Annotated in this window: 18 protein-coding genes; 5 read left to right on the top strand and 13 right to left on the bottom strand. The window is 33.2% G+C overall.

Annotated elements, in window-relative coordinates:
* Window positions 1–36: 36 nt before the first annotated feature.
* The 3 genes from ACTU6T_RS01845 to ACTU6T_RS01835 all read right to left on the bottom strand — a co-directional run bounded on the left by ACTU6T_RS01845 (window position 37) and on the right by ACTU6T_RS01835 (window position 2,256).
* A complete protein-coding gene (locus ACTU6T_RS01845; protein ID WP_460219560.1) occupies window positions 37–228 on the bottom strand; it encodes a hypothetical protein in 192 nt (63 codons plus the stop codon).
* A gap of 9 nt (window positions 229–237) precedes the next feature.
* Window positions 238–1,581 carry an adenylosuccinate lyase gene (gene purB / locus ACTU6T_RS01840; RefSeq protein ID WP_460219559.1) on the bottom strand — a complete coding sequence of 448 codons (1,344 nt, stop codon included), beginning with the start codon at window positions 1,579–1,581 and terminating at the stop codon, window positions 238–240.
* Window positions 1,582–1,692: 111 nt separating this feature from the next.
* Window positions 1,693–2,256 carry an adenylosuccinate lyase gene (locus tag ACTU6T_RS01835; RefSeq protein ID WP_460219558.1) on the bottom strand — a complete coding sequence of 188 codons (564 nt, stop codon included), beginning with the start codon at window positions 2,254–2,256 and terminating at the stop codon, window positions 1,693–1,695.
* A gap of 47 nt (window positions 2,257–2,303) precedes the next feature.
* On the opposite strand from ACTU6T_RS01835, the gene ACTU6T_RS01830 reads away from it, so the two are divergent.
* Window positions 2,304–2,777 (top strand): heme-binding domain-containing protein, encoded by a 474-nt coding sequence (locus ACTU6T_RS01830; RefSeq protein ID WP_460219557.1) that lies wholly within the window; start codon window positions 2,304–2,306, stop codon window positions 2,775–2,777.
* A 4-nt stretch (window positions 2,778–2,781) separates the two neighbouring features.
* A complete protein-coding gene (locus ACTU6T_RS01825) occupies window positions 2,782–4,011 on the top strand; it encodes a glycosyltransferase (protein WP_460219556.1) in 1,230 nt (409 codons plus the stop codon).
* A gap of 101 nt (window positions 4,012–4,112) precedes the next feature.
* Here the strand turns inward: ACTU6T_RS01825 and ACTU6T_RS01820 are convergent, their stop codons facing one another.
* From ACTU6T_RS01820 to gcvT, 6 genes are all read right to left on the bottom strand, one after another.
* The gene (locus ACTU6T_RS01820; RefSeq protein WP_460219555.1) at window positions 4,113–4,835 is read right to left on the bottom strand and encodes a YebC/PmpR family DNA-binding transcriptional regulator; all 723 of its coding nucleotides are present in this window, start codon (window positions 4,833–4,835) and stop codon (window positions 4,113–4,115) included.
* A 73-nt stretch (window positions 4,836–4,908) separates the two neighbouring features.
* Window positions 4,909–5,943: a hypothetical protein gene (locus tag ACTU6T_RS01815; RefSeq protein ID WP_460219554.1), complete on the bottom strand. Its 1,035-nt coding sequence runs from the start codon at window positions 5,941–5,943 to the stop codon at window positions 4,909–4,911.
* A gap of 2 nt (window positions 5,944–5,945) precedes the next feature.
* Window positions 5,946–7,937: a S41 family peptidase gene (locus ACTU6T_RS01810; RefSeq protein WP_460219553.1), complete on the bottom strand. Its 1,992-nt coding sequence runs from the start codon at window positions 7,935–7,937 to the stop codon at window positions 5,946–5,948.
* A gap of 117 nt (window positions 7,938–8,054) precedes the next feature.
* Complete coding sequence (locus ACTU6T_RS01805) at window positions 8,055–8,345, bottom strand: 4a-hydroxytetrahydrobiopterin dehydratase (protein ID WP_460219552.1); 291 nt, start codon at window positions 8,343–8,345, stop codon at window positions 8,055–8,057.
* 115 nt (window positions 8,346–8,460) lie between these two features.
* Window positions 8,461–9,294, bottom strand: coding sequence for a sugar nucleotide-binding protein (locus ACTU6T_RS01800; RefSeq protein WP_460219551.1), 834 nt, complete (start codon window positions 9,292–9,294; stop codon window positions 8,461–8,463).
* A gap of 23 nt (window positions 9,295–9,317) precedes the next feature.
* Entirely contained in the window at window positions 9,318–10,388 is a 1,071-nt protein-coding gene (gene gcvT, locus ACTU6T_RS01795) for a glycine cleavage system aminomethyltransferase GcvT (protein ID WP_460219550.1), read from the bottom strand.
* A gap of 181 nt (window positions 10,389–10,569) precedes the next feature.
* Between gcvT and ACTU6T_RS01790 the strand changes: the two genes are divergently transcribed.
* On the top strand, window positions 10,570–12,048 hold the full coding sequence (locus ACTU6T_RS01790) for an aminopeptidase P N-terminal domain-containing protein (RefSeq protein ID WP_460219549.1): 1,479 nt from the start codon (window positions 10,570–10,572) through the stop codon (window positions 12,046–12,048).
* On the opposite strand, the gene thrC is transcribed toward ACTU6T_RS01790, so the two are convergent.
* The 3 genes from thrC to thrA are packed head-to-tail and all read right to left on the bottom strand — an operon-like array spanning window position 12,045 to window position 16,715.
* A complete protein-coding gene (thrC, locus tag ACTU6T_RS01785) occupies window positions 12,045–13,349 on the bottom strand; it encodes a threonine synthase (protein WP_460219548.1) in 1,305 nt (434 codons plus the stop codon). The genes ACTU6T_RS01790 and thrC overlap by 4 nt on opposite strands.
* The gene (locus ACTU6T_RS01780) at window positions 13,350–14,270 is read right to left on the bottom strand and encodes a homoserine kinase (protein ID WP_460219547.1); all 921 of its coding nucleotides are present in this window, start codon (window positions 14,268–14,270) and stop codon (window positions 13,350–13,352) included.
* On the bottom strand, window positions 14,271–16,715 hold the full coding sequence (gene thrA, locus ACTU6T_RS01775) for a bifunctional aspartate kinase/homoserine dehydrogenase I (RefSeq protein WP_460219546.1): 2,445 nt from the start codon (window positions 16,713–16,715) through the stop codon (window positions 14,271–14,273). It lies immediately after the preceding gene.
* Between the two features lie 315 nt (window positions 16,716–17,030).
* On the opposite strand from thrA, the gene ACTU6T_RS01770 reads away from it, so the two are divergent.
* Complete coding sequence (locus ACTU6T_RS01770; RefSeq protein WP_460219545.1) at window positions 17,031–18,584, top strand: NAD(P)H-hydrate dehydratase; 1,554 nt, start codon at window positions 17,031–17,033, stop codon at window positions 18,582–18,584.
* Window positions 18,585–18,640: 56 nt separating this feature from the next.
* Here the strand turns inward: ACTU6T_RS01770 and ACTU6T_RS01765 are convergent, their stop codons facing one another.
* Window positions 18,641–20,026, bottom strand: a complete 1,386-nt coding sequence (locus tag ACTU6T_RS01765; RefSeq protein WP_460219544.1) for a TlpA family protein disulfide reductase — start codon at window positions 20,024–20,026, stop codon at window positions 18,641–18,643.
* 127 nt (window positions 20,027–20,153) lie between these two features.
* Between ACTU6T_RS01765 and hutH the strand changes: the two genes are divergently transcribed.
* Complete coding sequence (gene hutH / locus ACTU6T_RS01760) at window positions 20,154–21,665, top strand: histidine ammonia-lyase (protein ID WP_460219543.1); 1,512 nt, start codon at window positions 20,154–20,156, stop codon at window positions 21,663–21,665.
* The last annotated feature ends 128 nt before the right edge of the window (window positions 21,666–21,793 follow it).

Raw genomic sequence — 21,793 nt, 5'->3', positions numbered from 1 at the left:
ATTTATTTAAATGTTAATGAACCACTTTAAGTCTGACTACTTAAGGTGGTTTTTCTTTTCAGAATCTTTTAAAACCATCAAAATAAGATACACAGCTAATGCTGCAAAGGCTGTGAATAAAATGGCTTTTACAATGAGGTAGTCTAAAATACCCAAAATTCCAGATACAAAGAAGCCTGCTACTATAAGTCCGGAGAAAACCAATGCTAATGTGTTTCTAGAAGGCATTTTGATGTTTTATATTCCTGTATAATTACTTGGATTAATGGCTTTTAATTCTGCTTTAATTGCTTCAGAAACGTCTAAGGTATCAATAAAATCTGAAATAGAACCTTCGTTGATTGTTTCATTAGTTCTAGTTAAGCCTTTTAAAGCCTCATACGGATTTGGGTAAGCTTCGCGTCTAAGAATGGTTTGAATGGCTTCTGCAACAACAGCCCAATTGTTTTCCAAGTCTTCAGCGAACTTTGACTCATTGAGTAATAATTTATTCAATCCTTTTAATGTGGATTTAAACCCAATCAAGGTATGCCCAAACGGAACTCCAACATTTCTTAATACTGTACTATCTGTTAAATCACGTTGTAGTCTAGAAATTGGAAGCTTAGCTGCAAGATGTTCAAAAATTGCATTAGCGATGCCTAAGTTACCCTCTGAGTTTTCAAAATCAATTGGATTTACTTTATGTGGCATAGCACTACTACCAACTTCACCTTTTTTTATTTTTTGTTTGAAATACTCCATAGACACATAGGTCCAGATATCGCGATCCAAATCTATTATGATGGTGTTGATACGTTTTAAAGCATCAAACAAGGCAGCCATATGATCATAATGCTCAATTTGAGTGGTAGGGAATGAATGTTGTAAGCCCAATTTTTCTTGAACAAATGCCGTTCCAAAAGCTTTCCAATCTACATTTGGATAAGCTACTTTGTGAGCATTAAAATTGCCTGTCGCTCCTCCAAATTTTGCAGCACTTGGCACATCGTTTAATAAATTAAACTGCTCTTCCAATCGGGTTACAAATACTTGTATTTCTTTTCCTAAACGCGTTGGAGAAGCAGGTTGTCCATGCGTTCTTGCTAGCATTGGGATATTGGTCCATTCTTCGGCCAATGATTTGAGTTTTTTAAGCACTTCAAAATATGCAGGCACATACACATCATTCATAGCATCTTTAATGCTTAAAGGAATCGCTGTGTTGTTGATATCTTGAGACGTCAATCCAAAGTGGATAAATTCTTTATAGGCACTTAAGCCAAGTTTGTCAAACTGTTCTTTTATAAAATACTCAACCGCTTTTACATCGTGGTTGGTTATAGCTTCAATATCTTTAATAGCTTGTGCATTTTCCGAAGAAAATGAGGAGTAAATAGCTCTTAAATCATTAAAAACTGATGTGTCAATATCGGAAAGTTGAGGTAGTTTAGCTTCGCACAATGCGATGAAATATTCAATTTCTACTAAAACACGATATTTTATGAGGGCTTCTTCCGAAAAATAAGGTGCAAGGTTACTAACTTTATTTCTGTATCGTCCATCTATTGGAGAGATAGCATTGAGAGATGATATTGACATTGGTTGTGTGTTTTGAAGCTGCAAAGATAGTTTATTTCATGTGAAGTAGGAAGCTAGATATTGAAGATTTTAATGCGATATTAGCTTATATTAAGCAATTTATAAGCTCAGTTATTTTTTGAGTTTTTTTAAAATATGTCTGGCTCTAGCTTTAAAACCTGAGCTTTGCATTTGATAGTCACGTTCTAAAATCATGATCAATTCTGGATGAATCCAATCATAATCTTGACCTAAGAGGAACAGTGCATTCATTGCGTAAGCTTTTGGAGCTATTTTTTCGTCATTAATCATCCAATCAAAACAGGCTTCTACTATACGTTCTTTATGCTGTGGAAGAAGAGACGTTTTGATGTTATTATTCACTTTAGAATAATAAGCTTTAATTAAATATTCGCAAACTTTTGCTACTGGACGAACTGCAGAATCTAAATGCACTTTGTGCATGTTGGAGGTAAATTGATCCAAATAGGGTATAGAAGCTTCAAGTTGTTCACTACACATAAATTCAAAAACCCAAGCTGCTCGACAAGATATTTTGTCATTAACCATGAATAAAATGTCTAGAAGTTCTGGAATTAAATCAGGATTGTCAATCACTAAATTAGCATAATGTAATCGTTTCTCTCGTGAATGATTTACATAGCTTAATTCTTCATAAAGTTCTTTTGTAGTCACTTCTATTTTCTTATTTTAGAGTTTCTAAATTACATAAAAATTAACAGATGAAAATTCTAAAAAAGATACTTGTCGCTTTATTAATTGTGTTTATCATTATGCAGTTTTTTAGACCAGATAAAAACCAAGGTGATATGGCTTCAATAGATGCTTTTATAGCAGATACGCAGCCACCAGCTGATGTTCATGATATCTTAAAAAACACCTGTTTTGATTGCCATAGTGATGTGACAAGATATCCTTGGTATAACAGTATTACACCTGTTAATTATTGGTTGGCAGATCATATAGAACACGGAAAAGGACATTTTAATGTGTCGGCTTGGGATACCTATGATAAAAAGAAACGGAAGCATAAATTTGATGAACTTGTAGAGGAAGTGACTGAAAAGAAAATGCCTTTGCCTTCGTATACATATACGCATGCTGATGCTAAACTAAGTGATGCTCAAATCAAAGCAATTAAAGATTGGGCAGATAGAGTCAGATTTAGATATATGTTCGATTCTGAAGAGCAATAGTGTTATGACAAAATCATTGCTCATTATAGGCTTTGTATGGCCAGAACCTAAAAGTTCTGCTGCAGGAAGCCGGATGATGCAACTCATTTACTTTTTTAAATCTCTAGATTATCAGATTATATTTGCAAGCGCTTGTGCTAAAAGTGAGAATGCGTTTGACTTGTCAGAAATTGGAGTTGATAAAGTAACGATTCAACTTAACCATTCGAGTTTTGATGATTTTGTCCTAAAATTGAAACCAGATGTAGTACTTTTTGATCGGTTTATGACCGAAGAGCAGTTTGGATGGCGAATATCTGAGCATTGTCCTAATGCTATCAAAATTTTAGATACCGAAGACCTACATTTTTTAAGACGTGCAAGGCATCAAGCTCATAAAAACAATTCAAAAGTTACTGAAGATAGCTTATTTAATGATACAACTAAGCGTGAAATAGCAAGTATCTATCGTTGTGATTTGAGCTTAATTATTTCTACTACCGAAATGCAACTACTAAAAACTGTTTTTAGGATAGATGACACATTGTTGTTGTATTTACCTTTTTTAATTGATGCTGTTTCTGAATCTAAAAAAAGTAAGCTTCCTACATTTGATGAGCGGCACCATTTTATGACTATTGGCAACTTTTTGCATGAACCTAATTATAATGCTTTAGTGTATTTAAAAGAAACACTTTGGAAGCCTATTAAACAACTATTACCTCATGCTAAATTACATAATTATGGAGCTTATGCATCTCAAAAAGTGACCCAATTGCACAATGAGAAAGATGGGTTTTTAATTAAAGGGTTTGCAGAAGATGTAAGCGAAGTGATGCAGCAATCTAGAGTGTTATTGGCTCCCATTAGATTTGGAGCTGGATTAAAAGGAAAACTATTTGATGCGATGGAAAATGGGACGCCTTTTGTTTCTACTTCGGTTGGAGTAGAAGGGATAATTGAGGATATAGAACAAGATTTTGTTTGTGATACGGCTGAGGAATTTATTAATCATGCAGTAGCATTATATAAAGACCACCCTAAATGGTTAACACAACAAAGTTTGGGCTTTGAAGTATTACAAACTCAGTTTGGTAAATCTAAATTTGAGGAGAGCTTCTCTGAACGATTGACTGTTTTATCTCAGAAATTGGATAAACACCGACAAAAAAACTTTATAGGACAACTATTACAGCATCATACACTGCAAAGTACAAAGTATATGGGTAAATGGATAGAAGCCAAAAATTCGTGAGTGCTTATTAACATTGGTCACTGAGTGTAGCCGAAGTGACATGGTGATTAATAATTTAAACGCTTTATTGTGTGTTTTTTTGAACTATAAATTGATATTCACTAGTCTTCAGTAGACTCTTCCATAGTATGATAGACGTTTTGTACGTCGTCATCCTCTTCAATTTTTTCTAGTAATTTTTCAACATCGGCAGTCTGTTCAGGAGTCAATTTCTTTGTAACCTGAGGAATACGTTCAAAGCCAGACGATAGGATTTCGATCTCTCTAGATTCTAGTTCAGCCTGAATCGCTCCAAAACTTTCAAATGGTGCGTAAATAAGGATACCATCATCATCGGCAAAAACTTCTTCGGCACCATAATCAATAAATTCTAGCTCTATGTCTTCTGGATCAAGTCCGTCAGCATTTATTCTAAAATTGCAGGTGTGATCAAACATGAAAACTACAGAACCCGATGTGCCTAGGTTACCATCACATTTGTTAAAATAACTTCTAACATTGGCTACTGTTCTAGTATTGTTATCTGTTGCAGTTTCAACAAGCACAGCAATACCATGAGGAGCATAACCTTCAAATACAACCTCTTTAAAGTCACCCTGACTTTTATCTGAAGCACGTTTAATGGCGCGTTCAATATTGTCTTTAGGCATATTAACCGCCTTGGCATTTTGAATTACAGCACGTAACCTAGAATTAGAATCGGGATCAGGTCCTCCTTCTTTTACAGCCATCACAATGTCTTTACCAATACGTGTAAAGGCTTTGCTCATTGCCGACCATCGTTTCATTTTTCTAGCTTTGCGAAATTCAAACGCTCTTCCCATTATCGTTCTGTTTTATTAGTTTAATCTGGTTTCAAAATTATCGAAATTAAATCGAAAAGACAATAGTAAAAAACTAGTCTTTTGGGATGTGTTTCGATAGAAAATTTGAGTTCGTATTATTTAAACCATTGATGATATTTTGCCTTTTAGTATTTAATTCGGCATTCACCTTATTGTAATTTTTAGCGCCTTTATTAATAACTTTAACCTTCTTATTATAATTGTCTATGAGTTCTTTGGTACGCTTACGTTCTGGTGTTTGCTCAATCGTGTTTTTGATGCTTTCAAAATCTTCATTTAGAATTAAAAACTCGGTAATTTGTGGAATCTTAACTTCACTTTCTTCAATGAAAAATTCGAATGCTTTTTTTGTAGCATTAATTATTGAATTATCTTTTTTATAGGTGGTTTTAGTTTTTAATATTTCCAAACCTTCTTTGGCTGCAGTGCTCAAAGCATTGGCGTTTTGCTGTATAGCACTAACGTCATTAGCTTGAATAGCATCTAAAAGGTAAACCTCATTGATATATACCTTAAAATAGGTTAAATACAAATCATTATAGTGTTCAAAAACTTCATTCGAAATGGCCATTTTTTTGCCAAGATCTGAGTCACTTTCAATAATTTGAATATTATGTTTAGCTGCAAACTCATAGAAGTCTTTTTCATAGTCGCGTTGAGATTCTTCCATTTTTTGATCAGCTAGTTCTTGTGCTAAAATATACGCTTCCATTAAGTCATAAGATTGCTCAGCAACCTCTTTCATATCAATAATTTTAGCATAATCTTGATTGAGCAAATCCCTATTGAAAGTCATATGCTTTAAAACTTTGTTTTTATAATCATCTCCATCAAACCCTTCAGCTTTGGTGATTTTTGCAATGGCTTTGTCGACGGTTTTTAACAAGTTTTTTCGTTTGCCGTTGATACTTCTATCACTTTTGCTATGCGCTACCGCTTTTGTGTATTTCCACATGCTTTTTGTAACGGCTTGTTGTTCTTTTCCAACAAAATCTAGATAGGCAGAAGCGTTGTCAAAACTTTGCGCATTTAGTGTTGCAACAATGCAAAATAAGAACATGGTAAGTTGTAATGTAAATGTTTTCATCTTTAGTTTAGGGAATTTAATTTGAGTAAGTCTTGAAGAATAGCTTGGGCTTCTTCAATATAAATATCTTGTTTTATATCTTTTAAAATAGCATCATTAATGAGTTTTTGATCTTCATCATAACTTACGACCTCTTTAGTAAATGCCGAATTCTTTACCTCAAAATTTGAAGTATGAGATAATATAGGTTTGTTAATGGTTCTCCATTGATTTCTATAACCTATCATTTCGTTATATACATTGTCTAATGTTAATAAATACTCTGAATCCAAGTCAAAATAATTGTCAATAATTAATTGGTTTAGGTCTTTAATTGCTTTAAAAGGAATATCGTCACTTATACGAGTTAAACTTTCTTTTTGCAATATTTTAATTGGTAGCGATTTTAGCTTCGGAAATTTCCGTAAACCGCTAATAGAATCATTTTGAAGCGCGTAAGCTTCGTATTGTTCTTGAGTTTTAAAGCCATCATACATGCTTGGTAATTTGATGTCTGGAATAACACCTTGAGATTGGTGACTTTGGCCTGTTATTCTATAGAATTTTTCGACCGTTAATTTTGAAAAGCCTAAGCTTTCATTTTTGTCATCTAAAGGTAGGATAACTTGTGCTGAAGCTTTGCCATGTGTAGTAGCACCAACTACGATGGCTCTATTATAATCTTGCATTGCTGCAGCAAAAAATTCGGATGCAGAAGCACTGTAATTGTTAACTAAAATCACAATTGGTTTATTGAACAGCGACCCTCTGTTTAGGTCTTTCATTGTTGATGTTGATCCATTATTGTATCTTAAAATGGATAAAGGGCCTCTGTTGATAAACATTCCTGAAAGATCAGCAGCTTCTTTCATTGAACCACCACCATTGAATCGTAAATCTAAAATAAGTCCTTCGATGTTTTCTTTTTGAAGTTTGTATAATTCTTTAGCTACGTCGTTGGCTAATCCTAATCCATTAGGTGATTCAAAATCTGAATAAAAGCTCGTGATATTGATATAACCTATTTTGGAGGTGTTATCGATAACATAGCCAGAAACCGAGTTGTCTTCGGTTTTGGTAATCGTTTTTGTAAGGGTAATATTTTTTATTTCACCGTTTTGCTTTTTAATCTTAAAAGTTACTGTGTTATGCTTTTGATCACTTGTGAAGGCCAATACATCATCGTTGGATACACAGTACGTTTCTAGAATATCTGTATTAGATGTTAGCGACTTTATAACATCGTTAACGTCAAAGTTTCCATCATTAAAGGCGGCACTTCCTGGAGTAATATGTGCAATTATAATATCACCATTGTCATTTTTTGCTGTTATAATTCCAAATGAATATTGATCATTAGACAACGCGTTTTCAAACATTTCCTTTTCCGTAGGATTGAAGAACGATGAATTGGGATCCTGATAATGTAAATAAGCGTTTAAGAAACTTTCTTTGACAAAATTTTCAAGACTTCCTAAACGGTTTTGTAATTCTTCCAGTTTGCAGATTTCTTTTTGAATTAGCTTAGGTTTTAATTCTGTTTCAAGTGTTTTAAAATTCTGTTTAATATGCTCTATTGTTGAATCATTTTCAACCATAGTATACAAAATATTGTATCGCATTCTCTTACTCCAATATCGTTTTACAGCAGCTTGATTTTTAAAAAACTTGAATGTAGATTCAGGTTTAAAACGAAGCGTGTCTTTCCCAGAATAATCAAAACTTTCTTGTTCTAAATCACGTATAATTGTTTTAGATACTTCAATGCGTTGTGATAAAGTTGTCGTATATTTTTCAATAAAAGAACAACTATCATCTTTAATATAGTTATCTAGTTTATAGCGATCTACCTCAAAAGTTTTGAGATCTTCTTGAGTAAAAAGTCGTTTGCGTTCATCTAAGGTTTTAATAAATAAATCAAATACATGGCTAGATAAACTATCATTAACAGCTTTTGGTTGATAATGATGTTTAGTAACTGTCTTTTGTAGCGCCTGTAATTGCTTACAAAACATATTTTGTTCCTGACTTTGAGAGAAGGCGCAACACATGAGAGTTAATAAAAATGTATGTATGGATTTAAGCATAAAGGGTGTGTATCTAAACTATTTATTCAAAAATTGAACCAGAAATTAATCTTGAACTTCTACAATAGCTTCTATAGCTTCGGCAAGTTTAAAATCTTTTTCGGTAACACCATCAACATTGTGTGTTGATAATGAAATTTTTAGAACGTTGTATACATTAGTCCATTTGGGATGATGATTTTGGGCTTCACATTCGAATGCAATTCTACTCATTGCACTAAAACAATCTTTAAAATTATCAAATTCAAACTCGGCATTTAAGCTATTGTTTCTGTATTCCCAATCAGGAAATCGTAATAGGCGTTTTTCAATATGTTCGTTAGTCATCAGGCTCATATGTAGGTATTTTATTTAAAAATACGGTAATTTGTTGTAAAATAATAGTTATCGTAGTTTGAAACTATAAAAAAAGATAAAGCGATTGGTTTTTACTACAAGATGCCAAAAATTACTATTTAGATAGCTCTTTCAATACCTCCTTGCTAGTAATTTCTAAATGTTTTGGAAGTTTATTATATTTCGGTAGTACTGCTAAATAGCGATCTTCATTTGTGGTATAAACATGTTTGTAAGTGACTCCGTTTTTGGATGAAATTTGCCCAATGATATCTTTAATGTATTCATCATGATGCACCAAATCTATACTCCCTAAATGGAAAATTCCATGTTTATTTCGGTTTATAATATAATGAATTTGTTGTGTCACTTTGGAGTCGGTAGTGACATTCATAATGATATTTGGAAAGATTTCTATAGCAGTTTTATCTTGTAAGTGTTGTTTTATTTCTTTTAGTCTGGGAGATTGTGATCCCAACACCATAGGTAAGCGAACGATGGTTACTTTTTTCTTCGGAAGACGGAGTAACATATTTTCGATCTTAATTTTGAAATGACCATAGATACTGCCACTTAAGGTTTTATCGAGCTCATAACTAGGATATTTACTATAAGCATCAAATACATTAGCTGAGGATAAGAAAATAAGTTTACACTTGTGGTCTAATACATATTCTGAGATATGTTGATGAGCAATAGTTTGAGCTCTAAAATCACCACGTAGGCTCGAAATAATAATTGTCGGTCTTGTTGCATTGAGAACTTCATAGACGTCGTCTTCTTCAACATTATATTGAAAAAAATGATGATTGTCTTCATAGATTTTTTTTGGAACACGATAGGTGCCAAAAGTTTTGAAATAAGTACATAGTTCTTTGTAGATGGCATTCCCAATAAAACCACTTGCACCAAGAACTAAAATTCTATGTTTGCTTTCGTTCTCCTTCATTCTTCATCAATACTGATAAATAATTACCCTTTGTAAAATGGTAATTTAACGACTGTAGCGGGTACGGCATTTTTACGAATTTGTATATTGATTTTACTACCAGCTTCAGTAAAAATTGTTGGCACATATCCCAAGCCAATACCTTTACCTAAACTTGGAGACATTGTTCCTGAAGTTACATTTCCAATGGTTCTTCCGCTAGAATCTACAATGTCATAACCTTGACGAGGAATACCACGTTCATCTAACTCAAAAGCAACGAGTTTACGTTCTGGTCCACGACGCTTTTCGTCTTCTAAGGCTTCAGAATTTGTAAACTTTTTTGAGAATTTTGTAATCCAGCCTAAACCAGCTTCGATTGGTGATGTTGTGTCATCAATATCATTTCCGTAGAGGCAATAACCCATTTCCAAACGTAAGGTGTCACGTGCAGCTAATCCAATAGGTTTAGCACCAGCGTCAACTACTTTGTCCCAAATTTGTTTGACTTCAGCATTTTTACAATAAATTTCAAACCCGCCACTTCCTGTATATCCTGTAGCTGAAATAATCACATGATCTATGCCTGCAAAATCACCAACAATAAAGTTGTAAAATTTAATTTCCGATAGGTCATGACTCGATAAACTTTGCATAGCTTCTACCGCTTTAGGACCTTGAATAGCTAACAATGAATACTCTTCGCTCAAATCACGCATTTCGGCACCAACATCATTTTTTGAACTAATCCAGTTCCAGTCTTTTTCAATATTACTAGCATTAACAACCAATAAATATGTGTCTTCTTTTACTTTGTAAACAATAAGATCATCAACAATACCTCCATCATCATTTGGTAAACAGCTGTATTGCGCTTTTCCAATAGTTAATTTAGAGGCATCATTACTACACGCTTTTTGGATTAAGTCTAATGCGTGTGGACCTTCAATTAAAAATTCGCCCATATGCGAAACATCAAAGACACCTACGCCAGTTCTTACGGCTTCATGTTCGATGTTTACTCCGTCATATTGAACAGGCATATTATATCCTGCAAATGGTACCATTTTAGCACCAAGAGCCTCATGAGTTGCGGTTAAAGCAGTATTCTTCATAGGTAATTATTTAATTGAAATTAATTAGAAATCTAGATTCAAAATTGCTAACGCAAAAGTATCAAAATAATTATTTTGCTAGATAGATATCATTGATAAATAGATGAAAAAAATGTTAATATGATATTTTGTGTTCTCTGAAATATAGATTAATTATTATTTTCGATAAAAAAATAAAAGCATGAAAGTACTACTTACTATAGTTTTCTCCACTGTTTTTTTTAATGTTAGTTTTGGTCAAAATGGAACTCCTGAAGATTTTCTAAGCAAAGAATTTCATAAAGAACGAAGAGCGTCATTTCGCAAAAAGATGCCTGATAATAGTGTTGCTGTGTTTTTTGCAAATCCAGTCAGAAATCGTGCAAATGATGTAGAGTATGTTTATCACCAAGATCCTAATTTTTATTACCTAACTGGTTACAAAGAGCCACATTCGGTTTTGGTTATTTTTTCTGAAATGCAAACAAACTCAGAAGGTGATAGTTACAACGAAAAAATCTTTGTTCAACAACGAAATGCTAGCGAAGAGCAATGGACTGGTAGACGATTAGGGGTTCAGGGTGTACAGGAAGATTTGGGATTTGAACAAGTAGATAATGGTATAGAATTTTTAAACTCAAATATAGATTTCACTGCTTATGATAAAGTGATATATACAGATTTTAAAGATGATTATAGAGATACAAAAAATAAAGCAGATCTGTATGATTTGATTCAATCATTTAAAAAGCAGATAAAACTTGTTGATGATTTTGCAATTCAAAATAAGACTGATGATATTGAAATTGATTTAGAATCTAATATTGTAAGTCAAACGGTTCAAAGAGATGTTACAATTATGCCAAGAATAATGGCAGAGTTACGAGAGGTCAAAACTACTGAAGAATTGGTGTTATTAAAGAAGGCTGTGCGAATTTCTGCAATGGGCCAGCGTGAAGTGATGAAGGCTATGCATCCTGGTATGTCTGAAACAGAAATTCAAGGCATTCATGAATACGTTTATAAAATTTATGGAAGTGAATATGAAGGTTATCCTAGTATCGTTGGAGCTGGAAATAATGGTTGTGTTTTACATTATATAGATAACAATAAAATGAAGGTAGAAAATGATTTAGTGCTTATGGATCTAGGAGCAGAATACCATGGGTATACGGCAGATGTAACCCGAACAATTCCTGCAAATGGTACATTTAATACCGAACAAAAATTAATTTATGATATTGTATATAAGGCTCAAGAAGCAGGTATTATGGCTGCTGTTATTGGTAATACAACACGATCAGCAGATAGTGCAGCAAGGCAAGTGGTGTATAAAGGGTTGATAGACTTAGGTATTGCAAAAAATATTAAAGATGCAAGACAATATTTCCCGCATGGGACTTCACACCATTTAGGATTAGATGTTCACGATCCAAATACAAGAGGACCTTTGCAGGCTAATATGGTTATTACAGTAGAGCCTGGTATTTACATTCCAGAAGGAAGTGCTTGTGATCCAAAATGGTATGGTATAGCTGTTAGAATTGAAGATGATATCTTGATTACTGAAAGTGGTCCCATAAATCTTTCTGAGGAAGCACCAAGAACAGTTCAAGAGATTGAAAAATTAATGGCAAAACAAAGTGTATTAAATAGACTTAAATTACCGAAATTGGATTAATTATTAGAACTGTGTAATAAAAATGACTTTAAGTCTTCATAACTTGAAATTTGAGTCGCTACTTTATTCTTATGCATAACCGCTTTAATTTGAGTAGGTAAATCGACCGTAGTACCAATAACCTCTTCAACAACATCTAAAAATTTGGTTGGATGTGCTGTTTCTAAAAAGACACAGTGCGCATTTTCGTTAGTTTTTAGATAATCTTTACAGCCTAAATAACCAACGGCACCATGAGGGTCTGCAATATAGTTATACGCCTTATAAATTTCTGATAGAGCAGCTTTAGTCTCCTCATCGGTATATGAAAATGATGACAAGTTGTGTTTTAATTTATCAAAGTTGTTCTTGTAAATTTCTTGTATGCGAATAAAATTACTTGGGTTCCCAACATCCATCGCGTTACTAATAGTTTGTACAGAAGGTTTTGGGTTATAGCGTTCGGTTTTTAAATACTCTGTTACTACATTATTTGCATTATTAGAGGCTATAAAATGTTTTACTGGTAAACCTAATTGTTGAGCCATCATTCCTGCGCAGATATTTCCGAAGTTACCACTAGGGATCGAAAATACTATGTCTTTATATTGGTTGTGCAATTGCTTGTAAGCAAATATAAAATAGAAGAGTTGTGGCAACCATCGTGCGACATTAATCGAGTTGGCAGATGTGAGTTGCATTTTACTTGTAATAGACTCATCAAGAAAAGCTTTTTTTACCATATCTTGACAATCGTCAAAAACACCATCAACTTCCAAAGCTGTAATGTTTTTCCCTAAGGTGGTGAGTTGTTTTTCCTGAATATCACTCACCTTTCCTGAAGGGTATAAAATCACAACCTTAACCCCTTTTACTCCAAGAAACCCATTAGCAACAGCTCCACCTGTATCTCCAGATGTCGCAACTAAAACAGTTACATCTCTGTCATTATTCTGATTAAAATAGCCTAAGCATCTTGCCATAAATCTCGCACCAACATCTTTAAAAGCCATAGTTGGTCCATGAAATAGCTCTAGAGTCGAAATTTGATCATTCAATTTAACAACAGGAAAATCAAAGGATAAGGTGTCTTCCAAAATATCTTTTAATATATCTTCTGGGATTTCATTTCCTACAAATTGTTTAATTGACTCATAGGCAATTTCGGTATATGACTTATCATCAATAGTTTCAAAAAAAGATTTTGATAATGGTTTAATATATTCTGGAAAATATAAACCTTTGTCTGGTGCAAGTCCTTTAATAACTGCATTTGCAAAAGTTGTATTTGGTGCTTTTCTATTTAAACTGTAATAATTCATTTATAGTATTTTAATGCCCTTTGTATTGATTTCTGAAATGTAAATTTCGAATGGAATATCTGTTTTTGAATATATATATTTGATGGTTTGGGCTACATTTTGAGCATTTTCTTTTCCGTGACATAAACTGAAGATTGAAGGCCCAGATCCTGAAATTCCACAACCTAAAGCACCATGTTGTATGACATTTTGCCTCACCGTTTCAAATTGTGGAATTAGCTGACTTCGATGCGGCTCTACAACAACATCAATTAAAGATTTGCTGATTAATTCATAATCACTTGTATGCAAAGCATGAACTAAACTTCCTACATTAGACCATTGTGTAATGGCATCATTAAGAGCTATGTGTTTTGGTAATATGGCGCGTGCTTCAGATGTTTTAATTTCAATTTGTGGATGAATAATAACAGCAAATAAGTTGCTAGGAGTTGGTAATTGTAAAATTTTCAATGGAGTTACAGATTTGACCAAAGTAAATCCACCAAAAATTGCAGGAGCTATATTGTCAGCATGTTCACTTTGGCTGGCCAAGGCTTCACCTTTCATTGCGAAATATGTTAGCTGTGTTTTGTCATATGGTTTACCTAGTAATTCATTCATCCCAAAAACACTACCAACTGCACTTGCCGAACTACTTCCAATACCACTTCCAGGTTTGATGTTTTTGTAAATTTCAATTTCAAAACCACAATCTGGTTGTGCGTCTTCCAGCATAGCTAAAGCTGAAACACCAGCGACATTTTTTTGAGCATCGAAAGGTAAATCATACCCTTCTATTTTGGTGATGTGAATGCCTTTTTTATCCGTTTTTTTTATAATCATCTCATCTCCAATACTGTCTAAGCAAAAGCCTAGTACGTCAAATCCGCAAGCAACATTTGCTACGGTTGCTGGTGAGAATATTTTAATTTCTTTCATTTAGTTGTTTCCTATTCTAATAATGTCAGCAAATAGTCCAGAAGCTGTGACATCAGCTCCAGCTCCAGCTCCTTTAATAATAAGAGGTTGCTCTGGATATCGTTCTGTATGAAACATAACTATATTATCTTTACCTTTTAAATTATAAAATGGATGACCTTCTGGTATTTCTTTTAAACCAACGCGAGCTTTTCCTTTTTTGAACTCGGCTACATACTTGAGCTGACAGGCTTTTTGTTTTGCTGAAGCGTAAAGTTTTTGGAAATGATTTTCATCTGCTATTAAACTGTCATAAAAATCATCTACAGAGTCACTTTCTAGATTGTTTTTTGTTAAAAACGTATTGTTTTCAATATCTTCAATTTCCATTGCCATGCCATTTTCTCTAGCTAAAATTAGCATTTTCCTAGCAACATCAATACCACTTAAATCTATTCTTGGATCGGGTTCAGTATAACCTTCAAATTGGGCTTGTTTTACTGTATCATGAAAGTTGTTCTTGTCACTAAAATTATTAAAAACAAAATTTAAACTTCCAGATAAAACAGCTTCAATACTTATTACTTTATCACCAGAAGCAACTAAGTTGTTTAATGTGTTGATGACTGGTAAACCTGCTCCAACATTAGTTTCAAACAAAAACGGAGCATTGTATTTTAATGAGAGTCTCTTTAAATTTTTATAACTATCATAAGCACTAGCACATGCTATTTTATTACAAGCAACAACTGCGATACTCTGTCTTAAATAATCGTCATAAATATTAGCTACTTCTTCATTCGCCGTAATATCTACAAAGATGCTATTCCTTAAATTAAGAGCAATTACCTTATCATAAAAGCCCCTTAAACTTGATTTATCAGCATAGTGAAATTGTGATGCCCAATTCTCTAAATCAATTCCATTTTCATTAAAAATCATTTTACGAGAATTAGCCATTCCAACAATTCTTACATTAAGTTTTAATTTTTCCATTAAAAAGGAATGTTGTTGCTGAATTTGGTCAATGAGTTTTTCACCAACATTGCCTATTCCAGTAATAAAAACATTTAGTTGCTTCGTTTCAACTTCAAAAAAGCGTTCATGCAAGGTGTTGAGTGCTTTCTTAACGTCTTTATTGGCAATAACTGCAGATATGTTTCGTTCTGAAGCACCTTGAGCAATGGCTCTAATGTTAATATTGTTCTTTCCTAAACTCCTAAACATTTTGCCACTAGTACCTTGATGGTTTTTCATATTATCTCCTACTAGAGCAACTATCGAAAGGTCATTTTCAACAAGGATAGGATCAATTTTATGAAGTGATATTTCATATTCAAACGAGTTATCTATGGCTGCTTTTGCTGCAGGTACATCTTTTTGGTTAATACCTAAACAGATTGAATGCTCTGATGAAGCTTGAGTAATTAAAATGATATTAATTTTTTCATTAGCTAGTGTTTCAAACAGGCGTTTTGAGAACCCAGGAATACCTACCATTCCACTTCCTTGTAAAGTAATTAAAGAGATGTCACTAATATGACTAATTCCTTTAACGGTTAATCCATTTTGTGCTTTGGACTTTGAGATGAGAGTGCCTTTATCATTTGGTTTTAAGGTATTTTTTATAAGTATAGGAATCTCTGCATCTAGTACAGGCTGTACCGTTGGGGCATATAAAACTTTAGCTCCAAAATGCGATAATTCCATCGCTTCTTGGTAAGTTAATTTTTTAATAGGAATGGCCTGTTTTACTAATTTTGGATTTGCTGTAAACATACCGCTAACATCCGTCCAAATTTCAAGTTGATTTACCTTTAGGGCAGAAGCAACAATAGCTGCTGTGAAATCAGAACCTCCACGCCCCAAAGTTGTGATTTCTCCAGATTCAGATGTAGATATAAATCCAGGTAGAATCGTAATTTGTTGTTTGGCATTGGAGAAGTATTGCAATATTTTAGTGTTGGTTTGCTCAAATATGACTTCTGCTTTAGTGAAATTTGAGTCCGTTATAATGAGTTCTTGACTGTTTTTTCTAAGACAATCCAAACCTCTTTTTTTCATTGTTTCAGCAATCATAAAAGAGGATAATAACTCTCCAAAACTGACTAGTTTATCAGAGGTTTTAGGAGATATTTCATTGATGAGAAAGATACCATCTAGCAAGCTTTTTAATTCCTGTAGCTTACTTTCCAAATGCTCAGTAATTGTCTCATTTTTAGAAGGAATAAGCTCGGTTAAAATTGAATGATGAATCGCAGAAATTGTATCAAATTGTATCTTGTAATCTTTGTTTTTTTGTTGTGCTAATGCTCCTGCATTTAACAACTTGTCTGTAATACCTCCAACGGCAGAAACAACACAAATAACCTTGTCGGTTTTTGAGTAATTTTCTAATATTGAAATGACATTATTTATATTTTTTGCTGAACCTACTGAAGTCCCTCCAAATTTTAAAACGTTCATCTGTGGTTATTTAAAAGTATTTAGGTTGATTTTTTGTAAGAATACGATGGATTTGTAGATATATAGACTAGTAACCCCAAAGGGTTGTCATAATAATAGCCGTCTCAAAGCCAATTGGGCTTAAATGAGATAATATTTGTTTGTCCTTTTGCATTTATAGTAGTCTATACCTTTCAAAAGTATTATTTTTACAAGAATAAAAAAACTTAATAGGGTCGTTTTGCGTTTTTTTCAGTTTAACACAAAAAAAATGATGTAATCTACTTTATTAGTAATTTAAATTGATAATTCAACAACTGATTCTAAACCACATACATGAAGATTTTTTCTAAAGCACAAATTTATGAAGGTGATCAGCTCACTTCAAAAAAACAAAATATCTCGTCTACCGAATTAATGGAGCGAGCAGGAATCCAAATTTTTAATTGGCTGCATTTTCGTATGCAAGGAGCTCAAGTTCCTATTCATGTATTTTGTGGTATTGGTAATAATGGAGGTGACGGACTAGTTATTGCTCGTCATTTAATTAATCATGGTTATAATGTGAAGACCTACATTGTGAATTGTAGTGATAAGCGTTCTAAAGATTTTTTAATTAATTATGATTTGATTAAACAAACCACCAAAAAATGGCCGGATATGTTGGCTTGTGAGGCTGATTTTCCTGAAATACAAAAAGAGGATATTATTGTAGATGCTATTTTTGGAATTGGGTTAAATAGACCAGCTAATGATTGGGTGAAATCATTATTTGTTCACTTTAGAAAAAGCCAGGCATTTACGTTAGCTGTAGATGTACCTTCAGGGTTATACACCGATAAAGTGCCGGAAGATGAAAATGGAGTGGTTTGGGCCAATTATACGCTTAGTTTTCAGTCTCCTAAATTAGTGTTTTTTTTACCCGAAACCTCAAAATATACTGTGCAGTGGGAAGTACTTGATATTGGTATTGATAGGGAGTTTTTGTTCATAACTGAAACCGAAGCAGAACTCATAGGAAAGCATGAAGTTTTGCCCATTTATAAACCACGAGAGAAATATGCACATAAAGGTGATTTTGGACACAGCGTAATCATTGGTGGATCTTATGGAAAAATTGGTTCTGTGCTTTTAGCAAGTCGAGCTGCATTATCTATAGGAGCTGGTTTGGTAACGTCGTATATTCCTAAATGCGGCTATCAAATTTTACAAACTGCGTTCCCTGAAGCTATGGTAATTACTGATGAAGGAGAACATTATATCTCAAATATATCTTTTGATATTGAGCCTAAAGTTGCTGGACTAGGGATAGGTATGGGAACAGAAACCGAAACGATTTCCGCTTTAGAAAATTTTTTAAAATCGAATACAATCCCACTAGTAATTGATGCCGATGGATTAAACATATTAGCAAAGAAAAAAGCACTTCTAAAATTATTGCCAGAACAGACAATTTTAACACCACACCCAAAAGAATTAGAACGCTTAATTGGTAATTGGAAAGATGATTTTGACAAGTTAAAAAAAGCTAAAGATTTCTCGAAAAAGCATAAGGTTATTTTGGTTATTAAAGGTGCTAATACAATCACTGTTTTTAATGAAAAGTTATATATTAACACAACGGGAAATCCCGGTATGGCAACTGCCGGAACAGGTGATGTGTTAACAGGCGTTATTACAGGTCTAATATCTCAAGGCTATGACGCGCTAGCCGCTACTGTTTTTGGAGTATATCTACATGGAAAAGCTGCAGATATTGCTATTGAAGATGTTGGGTATCAAAGTTTGATCGCTACCTACATCATTGAAGCTTTAGGTGAAGCCTATATTGATTTATTTAAGCAGCCAGAGCAACCCCAAGTTGAGGAGCCGGGAAATGAAGAGTCTTAAAACATAAAAAAAACCGCTAACTTAGCGGTTTTTTTTATGTTTCTATGAGGATTGAATTACGGTTGAATTTTAAGTTCTTCTTCTAACATTTTGACTAGTTTAGGATCAGATGGTCTAGGAGCATCTGCACTAACAATATTTCCATCTGGATCTATCAAAATAAATCTTGGAATACCTTGAATAGCATAATCAGTTACAAATTTAGAACTCCAGTCATTATCTGCCATAAGTTGCACGCCTTCTAATTCTTTTTCATTAACCATATTTACCCACTTATCATGATCGCTAGCTTTGTCAATTGATGTACTTACAAAAGCAATATTCTCATTGTGAAATTGTTTTTCAACTTCTTTAAGAGAAGGGATTTCTCTAATACAAGGTCCGCACCAAGTTGCCCATACATCTACATAAACATATTTACCTTTTAAGTCTGCTAAAGACATCTCTCCGCCTTTATGGTTTTCATAATTTACAAATTGTGGTGATGGCTTTCCTCTCACTAAATCTTTGTTTTTTTCAAAGGTCTCTGTTAATGCCTTTTTAGTATCATCATTAGTTGTGTTCTTTTTGAAAAAGTTATAGATAGATTCCATATTTGGGTTTGCTGGAGATACCAAAAAATTGCCTAAATAATCTATAACATCATTTTTTAATGCAGTTACCTTAATGTTTTCTATGCTTTTTAAATCTTCAGAAGTTATGGCATTTGTATCATCACCCAAGGTTTCAAACAAATCATCTAAGGTTTGACCAAAGGCCATGCTTTTATATGATTGAGATGATTTATAAGCATTTGCATCATCAAAAGTCATAGATTTTAATTCCTCAGGAAAAAAGTTTTCTGATACTTCAAAATTCTCCTTTTTAGTATAATAACCATGTCGCTGGGCATAATTCTTTAACATGGAATAGTTGTCGTAAATAAGATTCTGCTTTTCTGTGGCTAAAAAAGATTCGTCGGCATTTACTAATTCATTGAGACGCGCCTCATTTTTTAATTTGATATCATCAATAGTTTTTTTGAAAGCAGCTTCTTCAGCAGAATAAAATTCAACTGTATTTGCAGTAGTCTTTATATTCTCCAATGTTTTAGCAGCTAGATAGTTGTTTTCAATAGCACCTTCGCCAGTGTAATTGATACTTTCGTCAAATTTTTTGACATCAATAGTTACATTTAAGTTATCACCTTTGTCTAGGTATATAGGTGTATATTCTCTTCCAACAGAAAGGGAGTAAAATCCATTTTCAGGTATAACTAGTGTATCTGAAAACACACCGTTTTCATCTATCGCTAATTCTGTCTCAAAATCGGCATTTTTGATAGTCACAGCTTTAGCTTGAGAATTTTCTAATGTACCAGAGACTATAGCATAATCAATTTTTGGTTCTTGCTTGCAGGCAATAATAGAAATTGCACATAGAGCAATGATTAATCTTTTCATAATTTTTAGATGTTTAAGTTCTTCAAAAATACAGATTATTAGATTTTTAAAAGAATCTTTATTAATTATTAACATTTGTTGCAAAGTAGAGATGTTATTCTGAATTTTGATATCGTAAAACCTAACTATGAATGCAACTCATTTTATTTCCTCGGAAATTTTAGAATTATCTACAATTCGCGATATCATCTTTCAAAATAAAAAAATAGAATTGTCTGCAGATGCTATTTCTAAAATAGAAGCATGTAGAACGTATCTGAATGATAAAATTAAAAATCAAGAAAAGCCCATTTACGGAATTAATACCGGATTTGGTTCGTTATGTAATGTTGAAATTTCAAAAGACAAACTTACTCAATTGCAAGAGAACCTAGTAATGTCTCATGCTTGTGGCGTAGGAGATAGGGTTCCCAATACTGTGGTGAAATTGATGCTCTTACTTAAAGTACAATCGTTGAGTTATGGACATAGTGGAGTGCAATTGCAAACGGTTCAGAGATTAATTGATTTTTTTAATAATGATATCTTACCAATTGTTTATACTCAAGGCTCTCTTGGAGCTTCTGGAGATTTAGCACCTTTGGCACATTTAGCACTTCCATTAATAGGTAAAGGGGAAGTAGAATACAATAATAAGGTTTGTGGAGCTAAAGACATATTGTCAACATTTAATTGGGAATCAATACAATTGCAATCCAAAGAAGGGTTAGCATTGTTAAATGGGACACAGTTTATGAGTGCTTATGGAATTCATCTTCTTATAAAATCATTTGAACTTTCTTATTTTGCGGATTTAATAAGCAGTATTTCTCTAGAAGCCTTCGACGGAAGAAAAGAACCATTTAATGCCTTAGTGCATTTTGTTAGACCTCATAAAGGACAAATAAAAACTGCGGAACGAATTAGAGAGTTTTTAGAAGGAAGTGAATTGATTGAACAAGATAAAGAGCATGTGCAAGATCCGTATTCGTTTAGGTGTATACCTCAAGTTCACGGTGCAACAAAAGATACTTTAGACTTTGTGCATAAAGTTTTTAAAACGGAGATAAATGCTGTTACCGACAATCCAAATATTTTTGTGAGCAACGATGAAATTATTTCAGGTGGAAATTTTCACGGACAACCCTTAGCACTTGCTCTAGATTACCTTAAAATTGCAATGGCCGAATTAGGGAATATTTCTGAAAGGAGAATTTATCAATTAGTTTCTGGTATTAGAGGTTTGCCTGCATTTCTAGTGGATAATCCAGGAGTGAATTCTGGCTTTATGATACCGCAATATACAGCCGCCAGCATTGTAAGCGCCAATAAGCAGTTAGCTACACCAGCAAGTGTAGATAGCATTGTGTCCAGTAATGGTCAAGAAGATCACGTGAGTATGGGGGCTAATGCAGCAACCCAATGTTATAAGATCATTTATAATATTGAACGTATTCTATCTATAGAGTTATTGAATGCATCTCAGGCAATTCATTTTAGAAAACCTACTAGATCTTCAGATTTAATAGAGTCTTTTTTAGATAGTTATACTAATGAAGTTGAATTTGTTAAAGAAGATCAAGTATTTTACAAATTAATTGAAAAGACAATACATTTTATCGAAGATTTTTACATCGAAAATGATTTAATTTTCGATTAAATGCAAAAAAAAATGTTCAACTGTTTATTATGAAAAAAAAGAATAAATTTATTTGGCAGTCAGTATTTTATACTATATTTTTGAAAGTAAGTTGAGGTGAATTCTGTTCATTCTCAACCTAATAGTAA

This window comes from Psychroserpens citreus, assembly GCF_055686305.1.
Note: the sequence above shows the minus strand (reverse complement) of the source record. Positions and strands in the feature narration are given on the sequence as shown.

Bases quoted from the DNA above. Each gene is read 5' to 3' on its own strand.
- ACTU6T_RS01810 (WP_460219553.1), bottom strand. From the start codon at position 7,937: ATGTTTTGTAAGCAATTACAGGCGCTACAAAAGACAGTTACTAAACAT.
- ACTU6T_RS01845 (WP_460219560.1), bottom strand. From the start codon at position 228: ATGCCTTCTAGAAACACATTAGCATTGGTTTTCTCCGGACTTATAGTA.
- thrC (WP_460219548.1), bottom strand. From the start codon at position 13,349: ATGAATTATTACAGTTTAAATAGAAAAGCACCAAATACAACTTTTGCA.
- purB (WP_460219559.1), bottom strand. From the start codon at position 1,581: ATGTCAATATCATCTCTCAATGCTATCTCTCCAATAGATGGACGATAC.
- ACTU6T_RS01800 (WP_460219551.1), bottom strand. From the start codon at position 9,294: ATGAAGGAGAACGAAAGCAAACATAGAATTTTAGTTCTTGGTGCAAGT.
- ACTU6T_RS01825 (WP_460219556.1), top strand. From the start codon at position 2,782: ATGACAAAATCATTGCTCATTATAGGCTTTGTATGGCCAGAACCTAAA.
- hutH (WP_460219543.1), top strand. From the start codon at position 20,154: ATGAATGCAACTCATTTTATTTCCTCGGAAATTTTAGAATTATCTACA.
- ACTU6T_RS01790 (WP_460219549.1), top strand. From the start codon at position 10,570: ATGAAAGTACTACTTACTATAGTTTTCTCCACTGTTTTTTTTAATGTT.
- ACTU6T_RS01765 (WP_460219544.1), bottom strand. From the start codon at position 20,026: ATGAAAAGATTAATCATTGCTCTATGTGCAATTTCTATTATTGCCTGC.
- ACTU6T_RS01815 (WP_460219554.1), bottom strand. From the start codon at position 5,943: ATGAAAACATTTACATTACAACTTACCATGTTCTTATTTTGCATTGTT.
- ACTU6T_RS01780 (WP_460219547.1), bottom strand. From the start codon at position 14,270: ATGAAAGAAATTAAAATATTCTCACCAGCAACCGTAGCAAATGTTGCT.
- ACTU6T_RS01805 (WP_460219552.1), bottom strand. From the start codon at position 8,345: ATGAGCCTGATGACTAACGAACATATTGAAAAACGCCTATTACGATTT.
- ACTU6T_RS01830 (WP_460219557.1), top strand. From the start codon at position 2,304: ATGAAAATTCTAAAAAAGATACTTGTCGCTTTATTAATTGTGTTTATC.
- gcvT (WP_460219550.1), bottom strand. From the start codon at position 10,388: ATGAAGAATACTGCTTTAACCGCAACTCATGAGGCTCTTGGTGCTAAA.
- ACTU6T_RS01820 (WP_460219555.1), bottom strand. From the start codon at position 4,835: ATGGGAAGAGCGTTTGAATTTCGCAAAGCTAGAAAAATGAAACGATGG.
- thrA (WP_460219546.1), bottom strand. From the start codon at position 16,715: ATGAACGTTTTAAAATTTGGAGGGACTTCAGTAGGTTCAGCAAAAAAT.
- ACTU6T_RS01770 (WP_460219545.1), top strand. From the start codon at position 17,031: ATGAAGATTTTTTCTAAAGCACAAATTTATGAAGGTGATCAGCTCACT.